This window comes from Microcoleus sp. AT9b-C3 (assembly GCF_036705485.1).
Taxonomy (GTDB): Bacteria; Cyanobacteriota; Cyanobacteriia; order Cyanobacteriales; family Microcoleaceae; genus Microcoleus.
The window spans coordinates 80488-96572 of the sequence record NZ_JAUBUR010000015.1; the positions used below are offsets into that span (position 1 = coordinate 80488).

At 46.0% G+C, this 16085-nt stretch carries 12 protein-coding genes; 6 read left to right on the forward strand and 6 right to left on the reverse strand.

Translation table 11 applies throughout. The features are described 5' to 3' along the window. Nucleotides 1-88: 88 nt before the first annotated feature. Nucleotides 89-646: a DUF6429 family protein gene (locus QUB77_RS15565; RefSeq protein WP_333174444.1), complete on the forward strand. Its 558-nt coding sequence runs from the start codon at nucleotides 89-91 to the stop codon at nucleotides 644-646. Nucleotides 647-830: 184 nt separating this feature from the next. On the opposite strand, the gene QUB77_RS15570 is transcribed toward QUB77_RS15565, so the two are convergent. Next, the gene (locus QUB77_RS15570; protein ID WP_333174443.1) at nucleotides 831-1325 is read right to left on the reverse strand and encodes a GAF domain-containing protein; all 495 of its coding nucleotides are present in this window, start codon (nucleotides 1323-1325) and stop codon (nucleotides 831-833) included. A 389-nt stretch (nucleotides 1326-1714) separates the two neighbouring features. On the opposite strand from QUB77_RS15570, the gene QUB77_RS15575 reads away from it, so the two are divergent. Further along, nucleotides 1715-2587 carry an alpha/beta hydrolase gene (locus tag QUB77_RS15575; protein WP_333174437.1) on the forward strand — a complete coding sequence of 291 codons (873 nt, stop codon included), beginning with the start codon at nucleotides 1715-1717 and terminating at the stop codon, nucleotides 2585-2587. Between the two features lie 95 nt (nucleotides 2588-2682). Here the strand turns inward: QUB77_RS15575 and QUB77_RS15580 are convergent, their stop codons facing one another. After that, on the reverse strand, nucleotides 2683-2835 hold the full coding sequence (locus QUB77_RS15580) for a hypothetical protein (RefSeq protein ID WP_333174435.1): 153 nt from the start codon (nucleotides 2833-2835) through the stop codon (nucleotides 2683-2685). Between the two features lie 175 nt (nucleotides 2836-3010). On the opposite strand from QUB77_RS15580, the gene QUB77_RS15585 reads away from it, so the two are divergent. The 4 genes from QUB77_RS15585 (at nucleotide 3011) to QUB77_RS15600 (ending at nucleotide 11822) form a co-directional block, all read left to right on the forward strand. Next, complete coding sequence (locus QUB77_RS15585) at nucleotides 3011-3184, forward strand: hypothetical protein (protein ID WP_333174432.1); 174 nt, start codon at nucleotides 3011-3013, stop codon at nucleotides 3182-3184. Nucleotides 3185-3203: 19 nt separating this feature from the next. Next, nucleotides 3204-4304, forward strand: a complete 1101-nt coding sequence (locus QUB77_RS15590) for a glycosyltransferase family 39 protein (RefSeq protein ID WP_333295958.1) — start codon at nucleotides 3204-3206, stop codon at nucleotides 4302-4304. Nucleotides 4305-4382: 78 nt separating this feature from the next. Next, on the forward strand, nucleotides 4383-5780 hold the full coding sequence (locus QUB77_RS15595) for a hypothetical protein (RefSeq protein ID WP_333174430.1): 1398 nt from the start codon (nucleotides 4383-4385) through the stop codon (nucleotides 5778-5780). A gap of 549 nt (nucleotides 5781-6329) precedes the next feature. Continuing rightward, nucleotides 6330-11822, forward strand: a complete 5493-nt coding sequence (locus QUB77_RS15600) for a response regulator (RefSeq protein WP_333174427.1) — start codon at nucleotides 6330-6332, stop codon at nucleotides 11820-11822. Between the two features lie 64 nt (nucleotides 11823-11886). On the opposite strand, the gene QUB77_RS15605 is transcribed toward QUB77_RS15600, so the two are convergent. From QUB77_RS15605 to QUB77_RS15620, 4 genes are all read right to left on the reverse strand, one after another. After that, on the reverse strand, nucleotides 11887-12594 hold the full coding sequence (locus tag QUB77_RS15605) for an ABC transporter ATP-binding protein (protein WP_041623339.1): 708 nt from the start codon (nucleotides 12592-12594) through the stop codon (nucleotides 11887-11889). 61 nt (nucleotides 12595-12655) lie between these two features. Beyond that, nucleotides 12656-13435 carry an ABC transporter ATP-binding protein gene (locus QUB77_RS15610; RefSeq protein WP_333174425.1) on the reverse strand — a complete coding sequence of 260 codons (780 nt, stop codon included), beginning with the start codon at nucleotides 13433-13435 and terminating at the stop codon, nucleotides 12656-12658. Nucleotides 13436-13503: 68 nt separating this feature from the next. Further along, a complete protein-coding gene (locus QUB77_RS15615; RefSeq protein WP_333174422.1) occupies nucleotides 13504-14319 on the reverse strand; it encodes an SAM-dependent methyltransferase in 816 nt (271 codons plus the stop codon). Nucleotides 14320-14461: 142 nt separating this feature from the next. Then, nucleotides 14462-16027, reverse strand: a complete 1566-nt coding sequence (locus tag QUB77_RS15620) for an ABC transporter permease subunit (protein WP_333174420.1) — start codon at nucleotides 16025-16027, stop codon at nucleotides 14462-14464. Nucleotides 16028-16085: the final 58 nt, after the last annotated feature.

Below are 16085 nucleotides of genomic sequence, written 5' to 3' on the forward strand. Positions count from 1 at the left end.
TTGCAAAGCAACAACGATTGGCCGATTCAGAATAGGAACTGGCAAAAAAACAGCAGACGTTCAAGAAATCAAGGAAAGAGAGCGCTCTATGGCTAAACCTTTCAAACCAGAAACTCGAAATTATTGTAATTGGTCTGTAACCATTTATGTTGGCTCAGAAGCAGTAGGGTTTTATACAAAGTGTATTTCGCCCAATGGTACTATTTTATGTACAGAAATCTGTAATGACAAAGGGTCTGCTTGGCAACAGGGTTACAACCTGGTAGCTCGTGCAATTAAAGAAGAACGAACTAATCGATACAATAGGATTGCTATACCTCTGACACTTGCGTTATTATATGTATCTGGATCGGATGAGGAATACGAGTTAGGTCATCAATCTCGCTTTAGAGGCAGACGTGCTGGGAAGGGACATGATTTTGAAATTTTGGATCTTCTGACTGAAGATGGTCTATTAGAGGAGCAATGTAATCCCCAGCATATTAAATCAGTAGTTTTGACACCAAAAGGTATTAAACAAGCAAGGCACATTCTGAAAAATTTGAATTTAGAGGGGATTGAAGAGTTTCTTCAGACTCAGGAAAATCGCGACGATTTAATTGATGGATTAGAACAAGATAAAGAGCACTTCGGTGATAAAAAGTAAGAATTTGCTACCAACCCCTGCTTAACCATAGAACCCCATTCGGACAACATCTCCTCTCAGTAAAGGTTTGGAAAAGTTAGATGGATATCGGGCTAGATAGGGGCAAGATTCTGGTTGGTTGGTAATTTTATATCGCACAGACAATTCACCCCAACTGCCATAAAGCGGGATTTTCGATGAAAGATTAACTATCTTGAATTGTCGGAGACATGGCTATATTTTGTGCTTGTTGCTGCATGAATTCAATGTCCGATTCCAACCAAGTGCGGGGCCCGCTGCACTGATGAGCAATTAACAGCCCCCACAGTCCTTTGTTCGTTAAAATTGGCACAACTAAATTGGCGCGAACTTTCAGGCTACGCAGAAAATCTCGGTGGCATTGGTGAATTTGTGCTACTTCAATATCTGCAATTGCTCTAACTCGACCGGCTTCGTACAAAGCAGCGTATTCGTGGTTAAAACATTCGTCTGGCCCTGTTGAACCCAAGATTGAGAGTTCGATCGCACTCAACATCTCGTAAGTCACTCGGCCTTGCCATTGCGTGTAAAAATGATAAAGCACCGCGCGATCGCTCTGCAAAATTTCTCGAATGTCGTAGAGGGATTTTTCAACTAATACGTCGCGCTTGAGACGATCTGTCAAGCGGTTAACAATGTTTTGCAGGCGATCGCCCGACATAGTATTAACTCCTTTAATTCCTAGTACACTCGCCCGATCTTAATTATTGAACTGGCACCATCACCCGACCTCAAATTGTTGCGCTTCGGGATTTTAGCGCACTCAAAAATGAGTAATTTTTGGCTTAACAGTTGTCTGGATGGCAGCAACATTATACTATTATTTTGACAGAGATAGCAATCTTTTTGGGCAACGGGCGATCGCGTCGGGCCCTCGCCCGTGCTACGGCTTTTTTGCGAGAAGAACCACCAGCGGGACGCCTGTTCCACAAATGAAGAGAAAAGGAAGAGTTTACCAGTGCTGGGAGAATTGCTATATCTGCCTAAAGTTGGTTCCTCTCAAATAGGGTAACTGCTACGATATTTCTAAAGCTAAAGAAAGCATTAAATATGTCTGTGCTAGAAGCTGCTTGGAAACACGAATTTATCCCTACGAACGGCATCAAACTGCACTATGTCACTCAAGGTTCTGGGCCGCTGATGCTAATGCTGCACGGATTTCCTGAATTTTGGTATTCTTGGCGACATCAAATCCCAGAATTTGCATCAGATTATAAAGTCGTCGCTGTAGATCTCAGGGGTTACAACGACAGCGACAAACCTCACGATCAATCTGCTTACGTGATGGCAGAGTTTGTGCAAGATGTCAAGGGCATTATTCAGGGTTTGGGATACGAAAGTTGCGTCTTAGTTGGTCACGACTGGGGAGGTGCGATCGCCTGGAATTTCGCTTATGCTTATCCCCAAATGGTGGATAAATTAATTGTGATGAATCTACCACATCCGGCCAAGTTTGCTGAAGGGTTACGCACTCCCCAACAATTACTGAGAAGTTGGTACATCTTTTTGTTTCAGTTGCCAGTTTTGCCGGAGTTGTTAATTCAGTTGGGCGACTATCAGGCAATTTCGGCTGCTTTGGAAGGTATGGCAGTGGACAAAAGCACCTTTAGCCCCTCAGATATCGAAGCTTACAAAGATGCGGCTGCCAAACGGGGCGCTCTGACTGCTACTATCAATTATTACCGCAATATTGCTCGCGGATTTCTCGAGCGCCAGAATTGGAGGGTTCTGGAAGTTCCGACGCTGATGATTTGGGGAGAAAATGATGCCGCCCTCGGCAAAGAGTTAACCTATGGAACCGCAGATTACGTCCGGGATTTTCAGATTCATTACATTCCTAATTGCAGCCACTGGGTGCAGCAGGAACAGCCGCAGTTAGTGAATCGATACATGAGAGATTTTTTGGCAAGTAAGTTGATTTAATATCATATCCAGTTAGATCCGAAGGCTACTGAGCCGACCAGTAGGACGATCGCGATTCACTCAGAAAATTATTATTCCCATGCCAGCAGAGACATTCACCGACTGCTGATGCCCTCCGTCATGCGCCCGCTCATTTCGCTGGGGTGAATGCGGTAGATTGCAATTACCTCCCCACGTCCCAGCGAGTCAATCCAGGTGCGATTGATGGCTGGTGAAAGTGTGGGGTTGTGTTCTTTGACCAATTGCATGGCGCGATGTCTGGCTGTTCCGTGAGGAGTTCTGCTCGCCCGTTCACATTAAATATAATATGTGGTATAAAAACATCAATTATCCAAAAAGATGGCAGGTGAAATGATATAATTTTTGACATTCTTAACCTAAAAAATTGGGATCAAGCAAATCAAATCTTCGCAGCCAGTTTTTATGACACCAGACATCTCCGCAGCCCACCAGCAAAGAAATCACCGCATAATTGTCTGGGTACTGATTGGTCTGACGCTGCTGGGACTGGCATCCCGCCTTTATTTGGCGTGGCGCACCAACCAAACTCTCACCGATACCCCCCGCCCGTCTGACGGGCGACGAACCGGGCTATGAACGTTTCGCATACGACCTGCTGAATGGTCATTTTTTTGAGAGACCAGGCAGAACGCCAGTTTATCCCTTTTTTGTAGCTGGATGCTATGCTATTTTTGGTCGCTCTCCCGCATCTGTAGTCTACGTACAAGCTTTTTTGGGGGCGACAATCATACCGCTAACTTTTATCCTGGCACGGCGTTTTACTGGCGCTCAAAGTTCCTTAGTAGCGGCTGGATTAATTGCAATAGATCCCTCCCTCATTTTTCATGTCAGGCGGCTGCAAACAGAGATTTTATACAAGCCTTTAATACTTTTAACCGTGCTGGGTTTGCTGTGGGCATTGGAACAGCCGCAGTGGCAAAATTTTTCATTAGCAGGTGCGCTGTTGGCAATTACAAATCTTTGTCGGCCGACAGGGATGTTGCTTCCAGCAATTGTGCCACTATTGATGTCGCGCCAATGGCATTTTAAGCGCAAGATAGCTTTATTTATTGCTTATTTGGTCGCAATTATTATAATTACTGCACCTTGGACTTACCACAATTATCGAACGCACAAAACTTTTTTGCTTGACAGCGTTTCTACGGCGCTGCTGTGGCAAGGAAGTCCCGAGTTTTATCATTTGGCCTATGAAAAATTGCCAAAACGCCATACTGTTCAAATTTGGCAAGAAGAACTAAATCCGGATCGGAATGGGGGACACAATGCTTTTACAATTGAGGGCGATCGCTATTTTACCAAACGGGCGATCGCTTCAATCCTCCGCGAGCCTGCTGTCTATCTCTGGTATTGTTTGCAAAAGGCAGTTTTTTTCGGGTTGGGGAACCCTGTAAGTGACTGGCCCGATCATGCTATGTTTAATGTGGAGGTAATGTGGCGATTCTTTTCGCTACAACAGATTGTCTGCATTTTGGCGGTGCGAATTTTGCCTGTAATTGCTGCTTGGAGCATGATAGTTTTGCGGCATCGCTGGCGGGAGTTTTTGCCACTATTGGCAGTCTGTGGCTATTTTACTTTGTTCCATGCGCTAACCTATACAGAAGTTCGCCACAGCGAGCCACTGCACCCGATTTTGGCGGTCGTAATTGCTACGGCGGCGGGCGAACTTCAGCGTCGGTTGAAGTTAATTAGTCAGTAGGTATTAGGCAGTTAGTTATTAGTTATTAACCCAGTGTTCTCAAAAACAATTATTCGGAATTTTACCATCGCCATTTTAATGGCTCTTAGCATAGGGTTGTTCAGCGGAACGACAATTTTTTCTCAAAACATCGAAACAATTAAAATTTCCGGCAATGCTGCGGGTGTTAGCACTCGCTACATCGGCGCAGTCGAAGGCAATATCAATTTCGACATCAAAGATTTGCAAGATTTGGGAATTAATACCTACCGCATTTACGGCGGGATGTCCCGGTGGGAACCAGAAGACGACGACGGTAAATACGGTTGGCCGTCTATTGACGAAATTAAGACAAATCCAAATATAATTAATTGGGCACATTGGGATCAGATTATGACTAATCCGCCCCAGGGTAGCGATTATTGGTGGTCGGGAAAACCGGGTACGGTTTGGCAAGGCAATGCCAAAACTATTTTTAATAGTCTCAAACAAGCAAATATTCGCCCGGTTGTGACTATACGGAATGTTGATAATAGCTGGCGGCCGAGTTGGGCGCTGCAACTGAATCCGCCGCGGGCAAAAGAAGATTGGAACGAGTGGTGGGAACACGTTTTTGCTACGGTTTATTGGGTGAATGTTCGCAATGATTACCGCGTTGATGATTGGGAAATTCACAACGAACCGGATAATCGCGATCAGGGTTGGGGCGGGACTAGGGCTGACTATTTTGAATTGGTTAAGGTGGCAAAAGATGCGATCGACTTTGTTTACCAAACTTATTTGCCTTCGCGCACTTACCGCATCCACGGCCCGAAAACCGTAGGAGGCAGCAATTGGCCAGCTAGTGCTTTGCAGGAAATACCGAATTATTTCGATACAGTCAATGTCCACAACTACGATGCAGATATTTCTAACTACACCCGCAAAGTGCGCGGCTGGATGAACGGTACTGTCCGCGCTAACTCGCAGCTTTGGATAGGAGAATGGGGAACTTACAACATTAGCTACGGCGATTTATCTTTAGCTTTAAATTTGATTAAGAATTTGATTCGAGGTTCCCAACCGGGGGATAATTATATTGACGGAAGTCACATATTCTGTTTGTACGACTGGGGCAAGCCCGCAGGGGCGGAAGGTTTGCTAGGGGACGGGGGAAAACGGCGCGCGGGCTACTATGCTTTGCGGATGGGAATTAGGGCATTGCAGGGCGGGAAAAATACTTTTTTTCCTATCACTAACAGTTCGGATTTAATGGCAGTTGCAACTCTTGATGCTAGCAAGAATGTTTACTTGCTGGTTGTCAATGACCGAGCAACATCTTACACTGTTAATGCTGATATTTCGGCTCTGATAAAAACTGGTAATGGCACGGTGCGAGAGTTCAGTTCTAAAACAATGGATGAGGTTGTTGGTAGCTTAAGGCCCAAGGGCGGAAATGCGAGTTTTGCACTGGCGGGGAACAGCGCTATTCTCATCAAGTTCGATCGCCAGAATTGAAGCTCAAATCCTCTGAGCCATAATTGGGATAAGATAGAATTAGTTATGCTCAGAATTATTTATTTTCTGCCTGTTTGGCCCTGGAACCCTGGAACCCTTGAACCCTCGAACCCCTAATTGCACAGTTGCCATACCTAAGTCGTCCTGTTGTGATTCCCCTCCTGTCGCTGGTAAATTGGTAGCGTGCAGGTATCTTGCCTCAAACAGAATGCGAGCGAGAGTTCCGTTGAGGGGCAGAAAGTAGGGTGCAGTCTAGACAATCGCAGAAATTCTTGCTCGTAAACCCGCAGCAGTTAGGCTAAGCGAGGAATTGCCCGCCCGCCTTCATCTGGGCACTCTGGCAGATGGCATTGGTTCTGAAAGTCAGAAGCCGTCAATGATCAGGATATGGCACGGAATTAATTTTAAATGCCAAGATGCTGGAAGTAGGGGTGAGTTTAATCGTACAGAAACTTTGAGCGCGCTGGGAAATCTCGCGGGCAAAGCCTCTAAATCAATCTGCTGCTTGCGATCGGGTTTTTCCAACAAATATCACTTTTATGCCCCCTGATGTTTATTCCCTCCCTCAGTCAGGTCATCAACCGCAATCCCCTCACTGTCACCCCTGAGACGCCCGTAGAAAAGGCGATCGAGCTGATGAGCAGCACAGGGGCTAGTTACGTCCTCGTGGTAGAACCGCGCGGGCATTCTCGACTCGGAAATCCTACCAACGGGGCTTCCCCACAATCGCGGGAACAGTCGGGTTTTTACAACGGCATACCGCCTGCGGTACACGCAGGAGGCAATGGGCTGCGTCTCAACGGCTCAAAACCTCCCTATCCGAGCAGCCAGACAGTGCTGGGGATTTTTACAACGCGAGATATCGTACAGCTAAATTCGATCGGCGCTGCTTTGAGCGGATTTGCGATCGAGCAAATCATGATCAGAACCGTAACTGTAGCCCGAGAATCGGAAATTCCCGACTTTTTTGCCTTAGCAAATCTGCTGGAGAAAAATCAGATCGGCCATTTGCCCGTAGTCAGCGACACTGAAGAACTTGTCGGTTTAATTAGCTCTCAAAGCTTGGTGCAAATGTTGCAGGGAATTGGGGAATCGACACCAAAAGCAACTAGCAGCACTTCGCAACCTGCGGCTTTCGCGTTCCCCCCGCCGCTGCCAATTCTGCATCAGAAATTAGAGCTACCTGCAAGTTTAATTAAACTTTATCAAATCCCTCAAATCGCAGCCTCGCGAATTATTCACGCTCCTGCTAGTTCTTCGGTTCGCTATTTGGCGCAACTGATGTTTAGACACAATGTTAGTTATGTATTAATCACTGAAACCCCCGATCAACAATCGACTGGTGCTGCTCATAATTCCAAATTTACAAATCCCAACCTTCACAAACTGGTTGGGGTGGTAAGTTCGCGGGATATTGTGCAGTTGCAGGCGCTGGGAAGAGACTCTAACAAAATTAAAGCCGGAGCAATTTGCAGCAGTTCGCCGCCGCTGGTGCGATCGCACTCTACCCTCGAAGCAGCCGTCGCGCTGCTGCAAAAACACTACTGCCAGTTGCCTTTATTAGTCATCAACGAAACAAATCACCCGATCGGGATTATCAATCCTAAAACTATCCTTTTACAAGCGCTGGATTCAAAATCTCTGCATTCTGGCTTAATTGCTTTGCAGCGCCAGCTAGAATCTAGCAACGCTCAATACAAAAAACTCTCAGCAGAAATACAGCGGACAGCAGCAAATAGCCACGAGATGGCTGAAATTTCTCACTACAGTGTCGTAGAGCGGCCAAATCTCCCCCCTGCAGTCAACAATCAGGGGATTTGGGACTGGAATCTCGAAACAGATGAGTTTTTTTATTCGGCGCGGTGGCAAGAAATGCTGGGCTACCAAGAAGGGGAAATCTCGAATCGCCGATCGGAATGGTGGAGTCGCATCCACCGAGATGATATTGACTCGGTAAAGGCAGCTTTAGAAGACCACTTCGCCCAAAAGACACCGGATTTTGCAGCAGAATATCGGATGTACTGTAAAGACGGCAGCACTGTCTGGGTGCTGAACCGAGGTCAAGTTTTACGCAGCGCTACCGGGAAACCGCTGCGGGTAGTAGGAACTCATACAGATATTACTCCAAACAAGCAGTTTGAAGTCAAAAACCGCGAGCACGATCGAGAACAATTCCATCTCTTTGATTCTTTGAAAGCAACAGTAATTTTCCACATAGATGCGGCAGGGGTTTGGAAATTTCTCAACCGCGCTTGGACGGAAATTACGAATTTCTCGGTGTCCGAAAGTTTGGAAACTAATTTTTTAGAGTGGGTGCATCCAGATGAGCGCGAGCAATGTGCAAATTTATTGGAGTCTTTGCTGTCGGGTAAGTCGGAATTTGAACGGCGAGAACTGCGATTTAAGTCCAAGTCGGTTCCGGAGAAAAACTCCTTGGGAATTCACAGTAATTCCGGCTTTGTTTCCGTGGAACTATTTGCCCAAGTCCGGCGGAATTCGCAAGGCGAAATAGCGGGAATTTTCGGGACTTTGCACGATGTCTGCAATCGCCTCGAAGGAGTTGAGGAACTGCGGGAAAGCGAGCGAGCAATTCGATCGCTCTATGAGGTAATGGTGAGCTCGGAAGGCTCTTTTGATGATCGAACGATGCGGTTGCTGGCAATGGGTTGCAGTCAGTTTGGCATGGATATCGGGCTGTTGGGCAGGGTTTTGGGCGATCGCTACGAAGTGATTGCGGCTTATGTACCGGAAGATTTTCCGTTTGGATTTGCTAAAGGAGACGGTTTTGCTTTGAGCAGAACCTTTGAGCGAGAGGTTTTGCGATCGAGTGAACCTATTTCTGTCGAATCAGCCGGCACTACTCAATGGCGCAACCACCCCGCTTACAGCGTCCGCAAGTTGGAGGCTTTTGTGGGGACGAGGGTAATAGTGCAAGGGCGAATTTTTGGCACTTTGAGCTTTACTTCTCGCACCACTAAATCTCCTTTTAAACCGCTGAATTTTGAAATTTTAAAGTTGATGGGCAATTACATCGGCGCAGAAATTGCCCGCGAAGAGCGAGAGCGAACTTTGCAACGTCAGTACCAGCGCGTTTTACTACTCAAACAAATTACTCAAAAAGTGCGATCGACCTTAGACACTCAAGAAATTTTTCAAACTACCGCCACCCAAATCGGCCGCGTATTTGGTGTCAATCGCTGTACAATTCACACCTATCTTTCCGAACCTTATCCCCACCTTCCTTGCGTCGCGGAATACTTAGAACCCGGTCACGAATCGGCTTTAGATTTAGAACTTTCTGTCACTTATAACCCGTACACCGAAAAACTCCTCGCGGAAGATATCGCCCTGGCATCTCCCGATGTGTTTGCCGATCCTTTGCTGGAATCTTCGGGGCCGATGTGCCGCCGCATCGGATTAAAATCTATGTTGGCTGTTCGCACTTCCTATCAAGGAGAACCGAATGGAATTATTACTTTGCACCAGTGCGATGCAACTCGCCAGTGGAATCCCGACGAAATTGAACTGTTAGAAGATGTGGCGGCTCAAGTTGGAATTACCTTAGCTCAAGCAGAACTTTTAGAAACGGAAGTTCAGCGACAGCGACAGTTAGCAGAGCAAAATGAAGCTTTGGATCAAGCACGACAAGCGGCGGAAGTTGCTAACAGAGCTAAGAGCGAATTTTTAGCGACTATGAGTCACGAAATCCGCACTCCGATGAATGCGGTAATCGGGATGACGGGCTTGCTGCTGGATATGGAACTAACTCCTGAACAGCGGGATTTTGTGGAGACAATTCGTACCAGCGGCGATGCTTTGCTGACTATTATTAACGATATTCTCGATTTTTCCAAGATTGAATCTGGAAAATTGGATTTGGAACGCAGCCCATTCGAGCTGCAAAACTGTATAGAAGAATCTCTGGAATTACTGGCTCCTAGAGCCTCAGAAAAAGGTTTAGAGCTGGCTTACTTTATTGATGATTCTGTTCCCAAAAACATTTTAGGAGATGTCACGAGGCTGCGCCAAATTTTGGTAAATCTGCTGGGCAATGCAGTTAAATTTACAGAATCTGGAGAAATTGTGGTGTGCTGTACGGCTAGGGAAATTGAACAGGTAGCTGCTAATAGTTCGCCGGACAAAATTAATATTCTAGAGCCACAACCGCTAGCAATTAACCAGACAGAGGTGGCACGTAACAGACAATACGAGATTCAATTTGCTGTCCAAGATACGGGAATTGGCATTCCGCCAGACCGGATGGATCGCCTGTTTAAAGCTTTTTCCCAGGTGGATGCTTCGACAACGCGACATTACGGGGGGACGGGTTTGGGACTGGCTATCAGCCAGCGTTTGAGCGATATGATGGGCGGTACAATGTGGGTTGTCAGCCAGGTTGATCCGCGAAGTTCTAAGTCTCAACCGGGAGTTTCTGCGATCGGACAAAGTATCGCTGGAAGGTCGCCTGCAGAATTTACTCCGCCGTCGATAGCGGGTTCGGGTTCGATTTTTTATTTCACGGTGACTGCTGAAGCGAATGACATCCGGCATGAGGAAAAAAGGCCCGAATTTGCCGCTGGTAAGCGCTTGTTAATTGTTGAGCATCATGCCATTAACCGGCAAGTTTTGATCCGTCAGGCAGAGTCTTGGGGAATGATACCCGTGGCTGTAACTTCGGGTGCTGAGGCTTTGGAAATCATCAAAGGAAACTCGCCGCTCGATTTAGCTATTTTGGCGATGAATCTACCAGATATGGACGGTGTGGCTTTGGCTGTGGAGATTCGGAAATTTGAGCTGAGCAATTTGTCAAGCGGCGACGGCATAAATCCGAATGTCCTCCTTAAAAACCCTCGCAAAATTGCGCTACCTTTGGTGCTGTTTACTTATTTAAGTAAGGCGGAAGTTTGGAAAAAACTTGAAACTACAGAAGTACATTTTTCTGCTTTTTTAACTAAGCCTTTAAAACAGTCCCAGTTTTATAATGTGTTGCTGCAAGTTTTTGGATATGTTACTGGCAGAAGCGGCAGGGGAGAAGTTTCAAATGTGATGACTTTGACTTCGGGATTGAAGTATTTTGAAAATTCTCAAGAACAGCACCGTGTGCAGCGGACGCCTGCTGTTTTGAGGCAGGTTGCGGGGAATTCTACCGGACAGGATGGAACTAATTCTAGTCAGATTCGGATTTTGCTGGCTGAGGACAATGTGGTGAATCAAAAAGTCGCTACGCATTTACTCGACAGGATAGGATATCGGGCTGATATTGCGGCTAATGGGTTGGAGGTTTTGGAGGCGCTGAAGCGGCAATCTTACGATGTTGTGCTGATGGATGTGCAGATGCCGAACATGGATGGGTTGGAAGCGACGCGCCGCATTTGTCAGGAATGGCCTGCTAACAAGAAGCCGAGAATTATTGCGATGACTGCTAATGCGATGCAGGGCGATCGCGAAAAGTGTCTGGAAGCAGGTATGGACGATTATATTACTAAGCCGGTGCGTCGGGAAGAGTTGGCGATCGCCTTGAGCAAGTGCTCACCTCTGATTCGGGATGAATTGGATGCGGTTACTGAGGAAAACAATCAAGATATTTCTGATCGAGTTGACAGTGATACTGCGGGTTCTTCGAGCGTTCCACCGGGAGCAGATTCGCCGATCGATTTTCATATTTTGCAAAATCTCCGCGAGCTAGACGATGATGAAGACCCAGATTTTTTGGGGGAGCTGATTAAGATATATTTGGTAGACGCACCGCAACATTTAGAAACTATTAAGGAGGCTATTTTTCTGGGCGATGCTGATAGTTTGAAGCTGGCTTCTCACACGCTGAAGTCGAGCAGCGCCAATTTAGGAGCCGTGTCTTTTTCTGCTGTTTGCAAGGAGTTGGAGTATATGGGCCGCGTGGCGGTTGAGTCTGGAGGGGAACAGGTTTTTGATGTGAGTACGGCGCGCGATCGCCTGTTGGAAGCCCAAGCGGAGTGGGAAAAGGTGCGGGCGGCTTTTGAGACGGAATTGGAAACCGGGAAGTTGCGATCGCAAATAGGGTAATTTCTAATTGGTAATTGGTAATTGCTAATGAAGAATTGCCGTTACCGATTACCAGAATAACTATTTAACTTTCACCTAAATATGCTTTGCGAACAGTTTCATTTGACTGCAAATCACTAGCACTACCAGCGACTACAACCTGACCGGTTTGAATGACATAGCCGCGGTGGGCTACACTTAAAGCCATGCGGGCGTTTTGTTCCACCAGTAAAATAGTTGTTCCTTCAGCATTAATATCGCGGACGATCGCAAAAATTTGACTGACTAACATCGGTGCCAATCCCATACTCGGCTCATCCAATAATAACAAGCGGGGGCGCGACATCAAAGCGCGGGCGATCGCCAACATTTGTTGTTCGCCACCGCTGAGAGTGCCCCCTTTTTGACTAATTCTTTCTCGCAAACGAGGAAATAAATTTAATGCTTTTTCCATATCCGACTTGATACCCAGAGTATCGTTGCGGAGATAAGCACCCATTTCTAGGTTTTCTTGCACCGTCATTCGCGGAAAAATCAACCGCCCTTCGGGACTTTGAGAAATCCCCAAACGGACGATCGCCTCTGTAGATAGTGCTTCTAAAGGCTTTCCCTCAAATAATACAGTGCCTTGGCGCGGCCGCAGCAGTCCTTGAATCGTGCGAAGAGTTGTAGTTTTCCCCGCCCCGTTGCTGCCGATTAATGTCACAACTTCTCCCTGCGAGACTGTTAGCGATACTCCTTTGAGGGCGTGTATATTTCCGTAGTAGGTGTGGATGTCTTTAATTTCCAACATAATTGCTCTTTGTGGGCTATCTTTACCTAAATTTTAATCAAAATATGGAGATATTTACCCATTAACCATGTGCATCTTCTTCTTTTCCCAAATATGCCTCAATTACGCGAGGATCTGAGCGAACTTCTGCCGGAGTTCCCTCAGCAATTTTAGTACCGTACTCCATAACACTAACGCGATCGCTAATTCCCATCACCACTTTCATATCATGTTCAATCAGCAAAATACTCAAATCCAATTCATCGCGAATCCGGTAAATAAAGCGAGTTAAATCAGCCGTTTCGTTCGGGTTCATCCCGGCAGTCGGTTCGTCCAAAAGCAACACTTTCGGATCGGAAGCCAAGGCCCTCGCAATTTCCAATCTGCGCTGGTCGCCGTAGGAAAGGTTTTTTGCCAACTCCGCCGCTTTAGAAGCACCTAAACCGACAAAATCCAGCATAGTTAGCGCTTTTATTTTAGCTTCCCGTTCCTCAATCATCGCAGCCGGAGGGCGGAGAATTGCCCCCAACAAACCTGTTTTTAATCGGCAGTGTCTGCCTACTAAAACATTATCCAGCACAGTCATGTTGTTAAACAAGCGGATATTTTGAAAAGTTCTAGCAATGCCGAAAGTGGTCAGGCGATCCGGCGGTAAACCCGTGATATTTTTATTTTCAAGTACCAATTGTCCCCCACTCGGTTTGTAGATACCCGTCAGCATATTAAAAAAGGTAGTTTTGCCCGCACCGTTGGGGCCGATCAAACTGGCGATCGATCCTTTTTCTAAGGTTAAACTAACCTGGTTGACCGCAGTCAAACCGCCGAATCGCATTGTAAGTTGTTGTGCTTCTAATAATGACATTTTGGTTGTGTTTCCTAATATTTTATAGTAGTACAATCGTGAAAGATCGCGAAGGATTTTGGAAAATTTTACGACAGATTCTCTAAGGTACAAACAAAATAGAACTTAAAAAGATTAGATTCTAGAGAACGGCGAGGGCGATATTGTGCGTGTAAATCTGCAGTCGAAAAGTTTTCAATAACTTTGAAATTGAGTTCGTCAGCCAAAGTTACAATGTTTTCAAACCCAGTAATCCACGGTGCATACATACTTTCGTATTTATCTATGTAATCATTGATATCTTGGTAGCCCGTCGTTCTCAAAATCACCTTTTCCGACATATAATCAAAAGACAATCGAAAACTCTTCACATTGTCACGAATTTGTTCTAACACAAATATTACATTTTTTTTGTCAAGCAAGGTAGTGTTGCCTTCCCACAAAAAATATGTCGGTCGAGTGAAATCAAATTCACTTTGTTTCAGCAAGGAAATTAAACCATCTTTTATGTAATCGCCCGGAAGATAGCAAACATTGGCAGGAATTTTGTTTGCTTTGAGAGTTTCTGCTTTTAATTGAAGAGTTGCGCGGTCGTCTATTTCAAAATAAATCACTCCTTCTCCATTAATTCTAGCAGCGCGAGTATCCAAACCCGAACCTAAAATAACTACTTGTTTGCAACCTCCTAAAATGTGATTTGACAAAACATCATCAAAATATTTAGTCCGCAACTTAACCATTTCTTTGGCTGCAGGAGAGTTTTGAGATATTTGGGCCGCTATTTCTTTTGTTTCTTCATTCAGCCAAATTTTGACTACATTATCAGTGTAGAGAGGAATTACCTCTTCATTCTCTTCGGCTCTAAACTCCGCAACGATAAAAGCAGTACCAGTTACATTGTTCATGGCTAATATTTCACCCTTACTAAGTAGTTGGTTACAAATAAACATCTGATTAGGAGGTTTTTTTACACTCATAAACTCCCTGATAGCCTAGATTTTTAGCTAAACCCGCTACAAAATACTATGGTTTTTTGCCCTTACCTACTTATTGACTTCTCGCATCGGCTAAAGACTCATTGCTCGCTTCACCATCAGAATGCAGTTCAGCTTGGTGGAGCTTATCAGGAATTAGTCCCTCCGGCCGCACGATCATCATGACAACAAGAGTTAGGCCGAATAGAAATAAGCGCATTTGAATCGGGTCTAAACTGGTTGCCAGAAAGTCTCGCAACTGGGGAATTGCAATCCTGGGGAGTACAAAAGTATTCAGAAAACCCTTGAGGACTTGCGCTAATTGTGGCAGATAAAGCCGATCGGCAGACATGATAATAATAGCGCCCAAAATCACCCCCGTCATGTTCCCCAAACCGCCTAAAATCACCATACACAGGATGATTACCGACACCGAGAAATCGAAAACGCTGGGAAAAATTGCGCTGATATAGGCGGCGTAAAATGCGCCTGCAAAGCCCGAAAACGTCGCTCCCATCGCAAAAGCTGAAAGTTTGGTTTTGACCAGGTTAATCCCCATCGCACTAGCCGCTAATTCATCTTCGCGCATGGCATTCCACGCCCTGCCCAAGCGGGAATCTCGCAGCCGCGAAATCATGAAGTAAGCGAAGACAACTAGCAGTAAAATTAGGTAGTACCAGGGAAAGTAGTTGCCGGTGCTGAAAGTGCCGACGATGGGGAGAGATGGACGCCCGATCGGGTTTATGCCCGCTTCGCCGCCGGTGAGGTTAAAAGGTCGATCGCACCCAACCAGACACAGCACCAACTCAGGTTTACCCAACAGGGAAGCAACAATCTTCGAGACTGGTTCATCAATCCGTATCGCAGTTAAATTCCTAAAGACAACCGGGATAATTTCGCCAAAACCGAGGGTAACGATCGCCAAATAATCGCCCTTGAGCCGCAGTGTGGGAATACCCAGGATTACGCCCGCGATCGCAGCTACACCGGCGGCGATCGGCAATACCACCCAAAAGTTCCAAGCAATATTTAACTGGCCAGAAGATAGCAAAGCCGTCGTGTAAGCGCCGATCGCAAAAAACGCCGCATATCCCAAATCCAACAAACCCGCAAAACCCACAGTAATATTCAAACCCAGCGCCAACATAATAAAGATTTGAATCTGTACTACAGTAGCAATCCAGCCAGTCTGAGCCTGAATATCGATAAACGGAAACAGAATTAGAATAAAAGCTAATGTCACCAGAGTTGCCAGCCGCTGGCGTTCTCCCTGCAAACCCTGCAAAGCACCCATTAACGTAGCGGTCAAAATTGCGATCGTCAAACTGCAAATCCCGTACAGCAGCGTAGTCGGCAAAGCAACAGCCGATTGCCCAGAAAAAGGTCTAATCAAAACCCCTTCTACCACACTTGCAATTAACAGCCAAACTCCCAATCCCAATCCCGCTAAACTGCCGATAGTCGCACCCATTTTCGGGCTGTAAACCTTCTGCTCTCGACAGCTAATAAAGCCCGCCGCCGTACCCATCAGCCAGCCAATCACGGTGCCGCTCCAACCGCCGAATAACAAAACAGTCAAAGAGGCGATCGCCCCTAAAATACCGCTCGATTTAATTGCTTGGATTATTTTATTAGTCATTAGTTATTAGTCATTAGTTATTAGTCACTGTTCACTGTTCACTGTCAACTGTCAACTG

Coding starts and splice junctions, on each gene's coding strand:
- QUB77_RS15565 (WP_333174444.1), top strand. CDS start 89: ATGGCTAAACCTTTCAAACCAGAAACTCGAAATTATTGTAATTGGTCT.
- QUB77_RS15570 (WP_333174443.1), bottom strand. CDS start 1,325: ATGTCGGGCGATCGCCTGCAAAACATTGTTAACCGCTTGACAGATCGT.
- QUB77_RS15575 (WP_333174437.1), top strand. CDS start 1,715: ATGTCTGTGCTAGAAGCTGCTTGGAAACACGAATTTATCCCTACGAAC.
- QUB77_RS15580 (WP_333174435.1), bottom strand. CDS start 2,835: ATGCAATTGGTCAAAGAACACAACCCCACACTTTCACCAGCCATCAAT.
- QUB77_RS15585 (WP_333174432.1), top strand. CDS start 3,011: ATGACACCAGACATCTCCGCAGCCCACCAGCAAAGAAATCACCGCATA.
- QUB77_RS15595 (WP_333174430.1), top strand. CDS start 4,383: ATGGCTCTTAGCATAGGGTTGTTCAGCGGAACGACAATTTTTTCTCAA.
- QUB77_RS15600 (WP_333174427.1), top strand. CDS start 6,330: ATGTTTATTCCCTCCCTCAGTCAGGTCATCAACCGCAATCCCCTCACT.
- QUB77_RS15605 (WP_041623339.1), bottom strand. CDS start 12,594: ATGTTGGAAATTAAAGACATCCACACCTACTACGGAAATATACACGCC.
- QUB77_RS15610 (WP_333174425.1), bottom strand. CDS start 13,435: ATGTCATTATTAGAAGCACAACAACTTACAATGCGATTCGGCGGTTTG.
- QUB77_RS15615 (WP_333174422.1), bottom strand. CDS start 14,319: ATGAACAATGTAACTGGTACTGCTTTTATCGTTGCGGAGTTTAGAGCC.
- QUB77_RS15620 (WP_333174420.1), bottom strand. CDS start 16,027: ATGACTAATAAAATAATCCAAGCAATTAAATCGAGCGGTATTTTAGGG.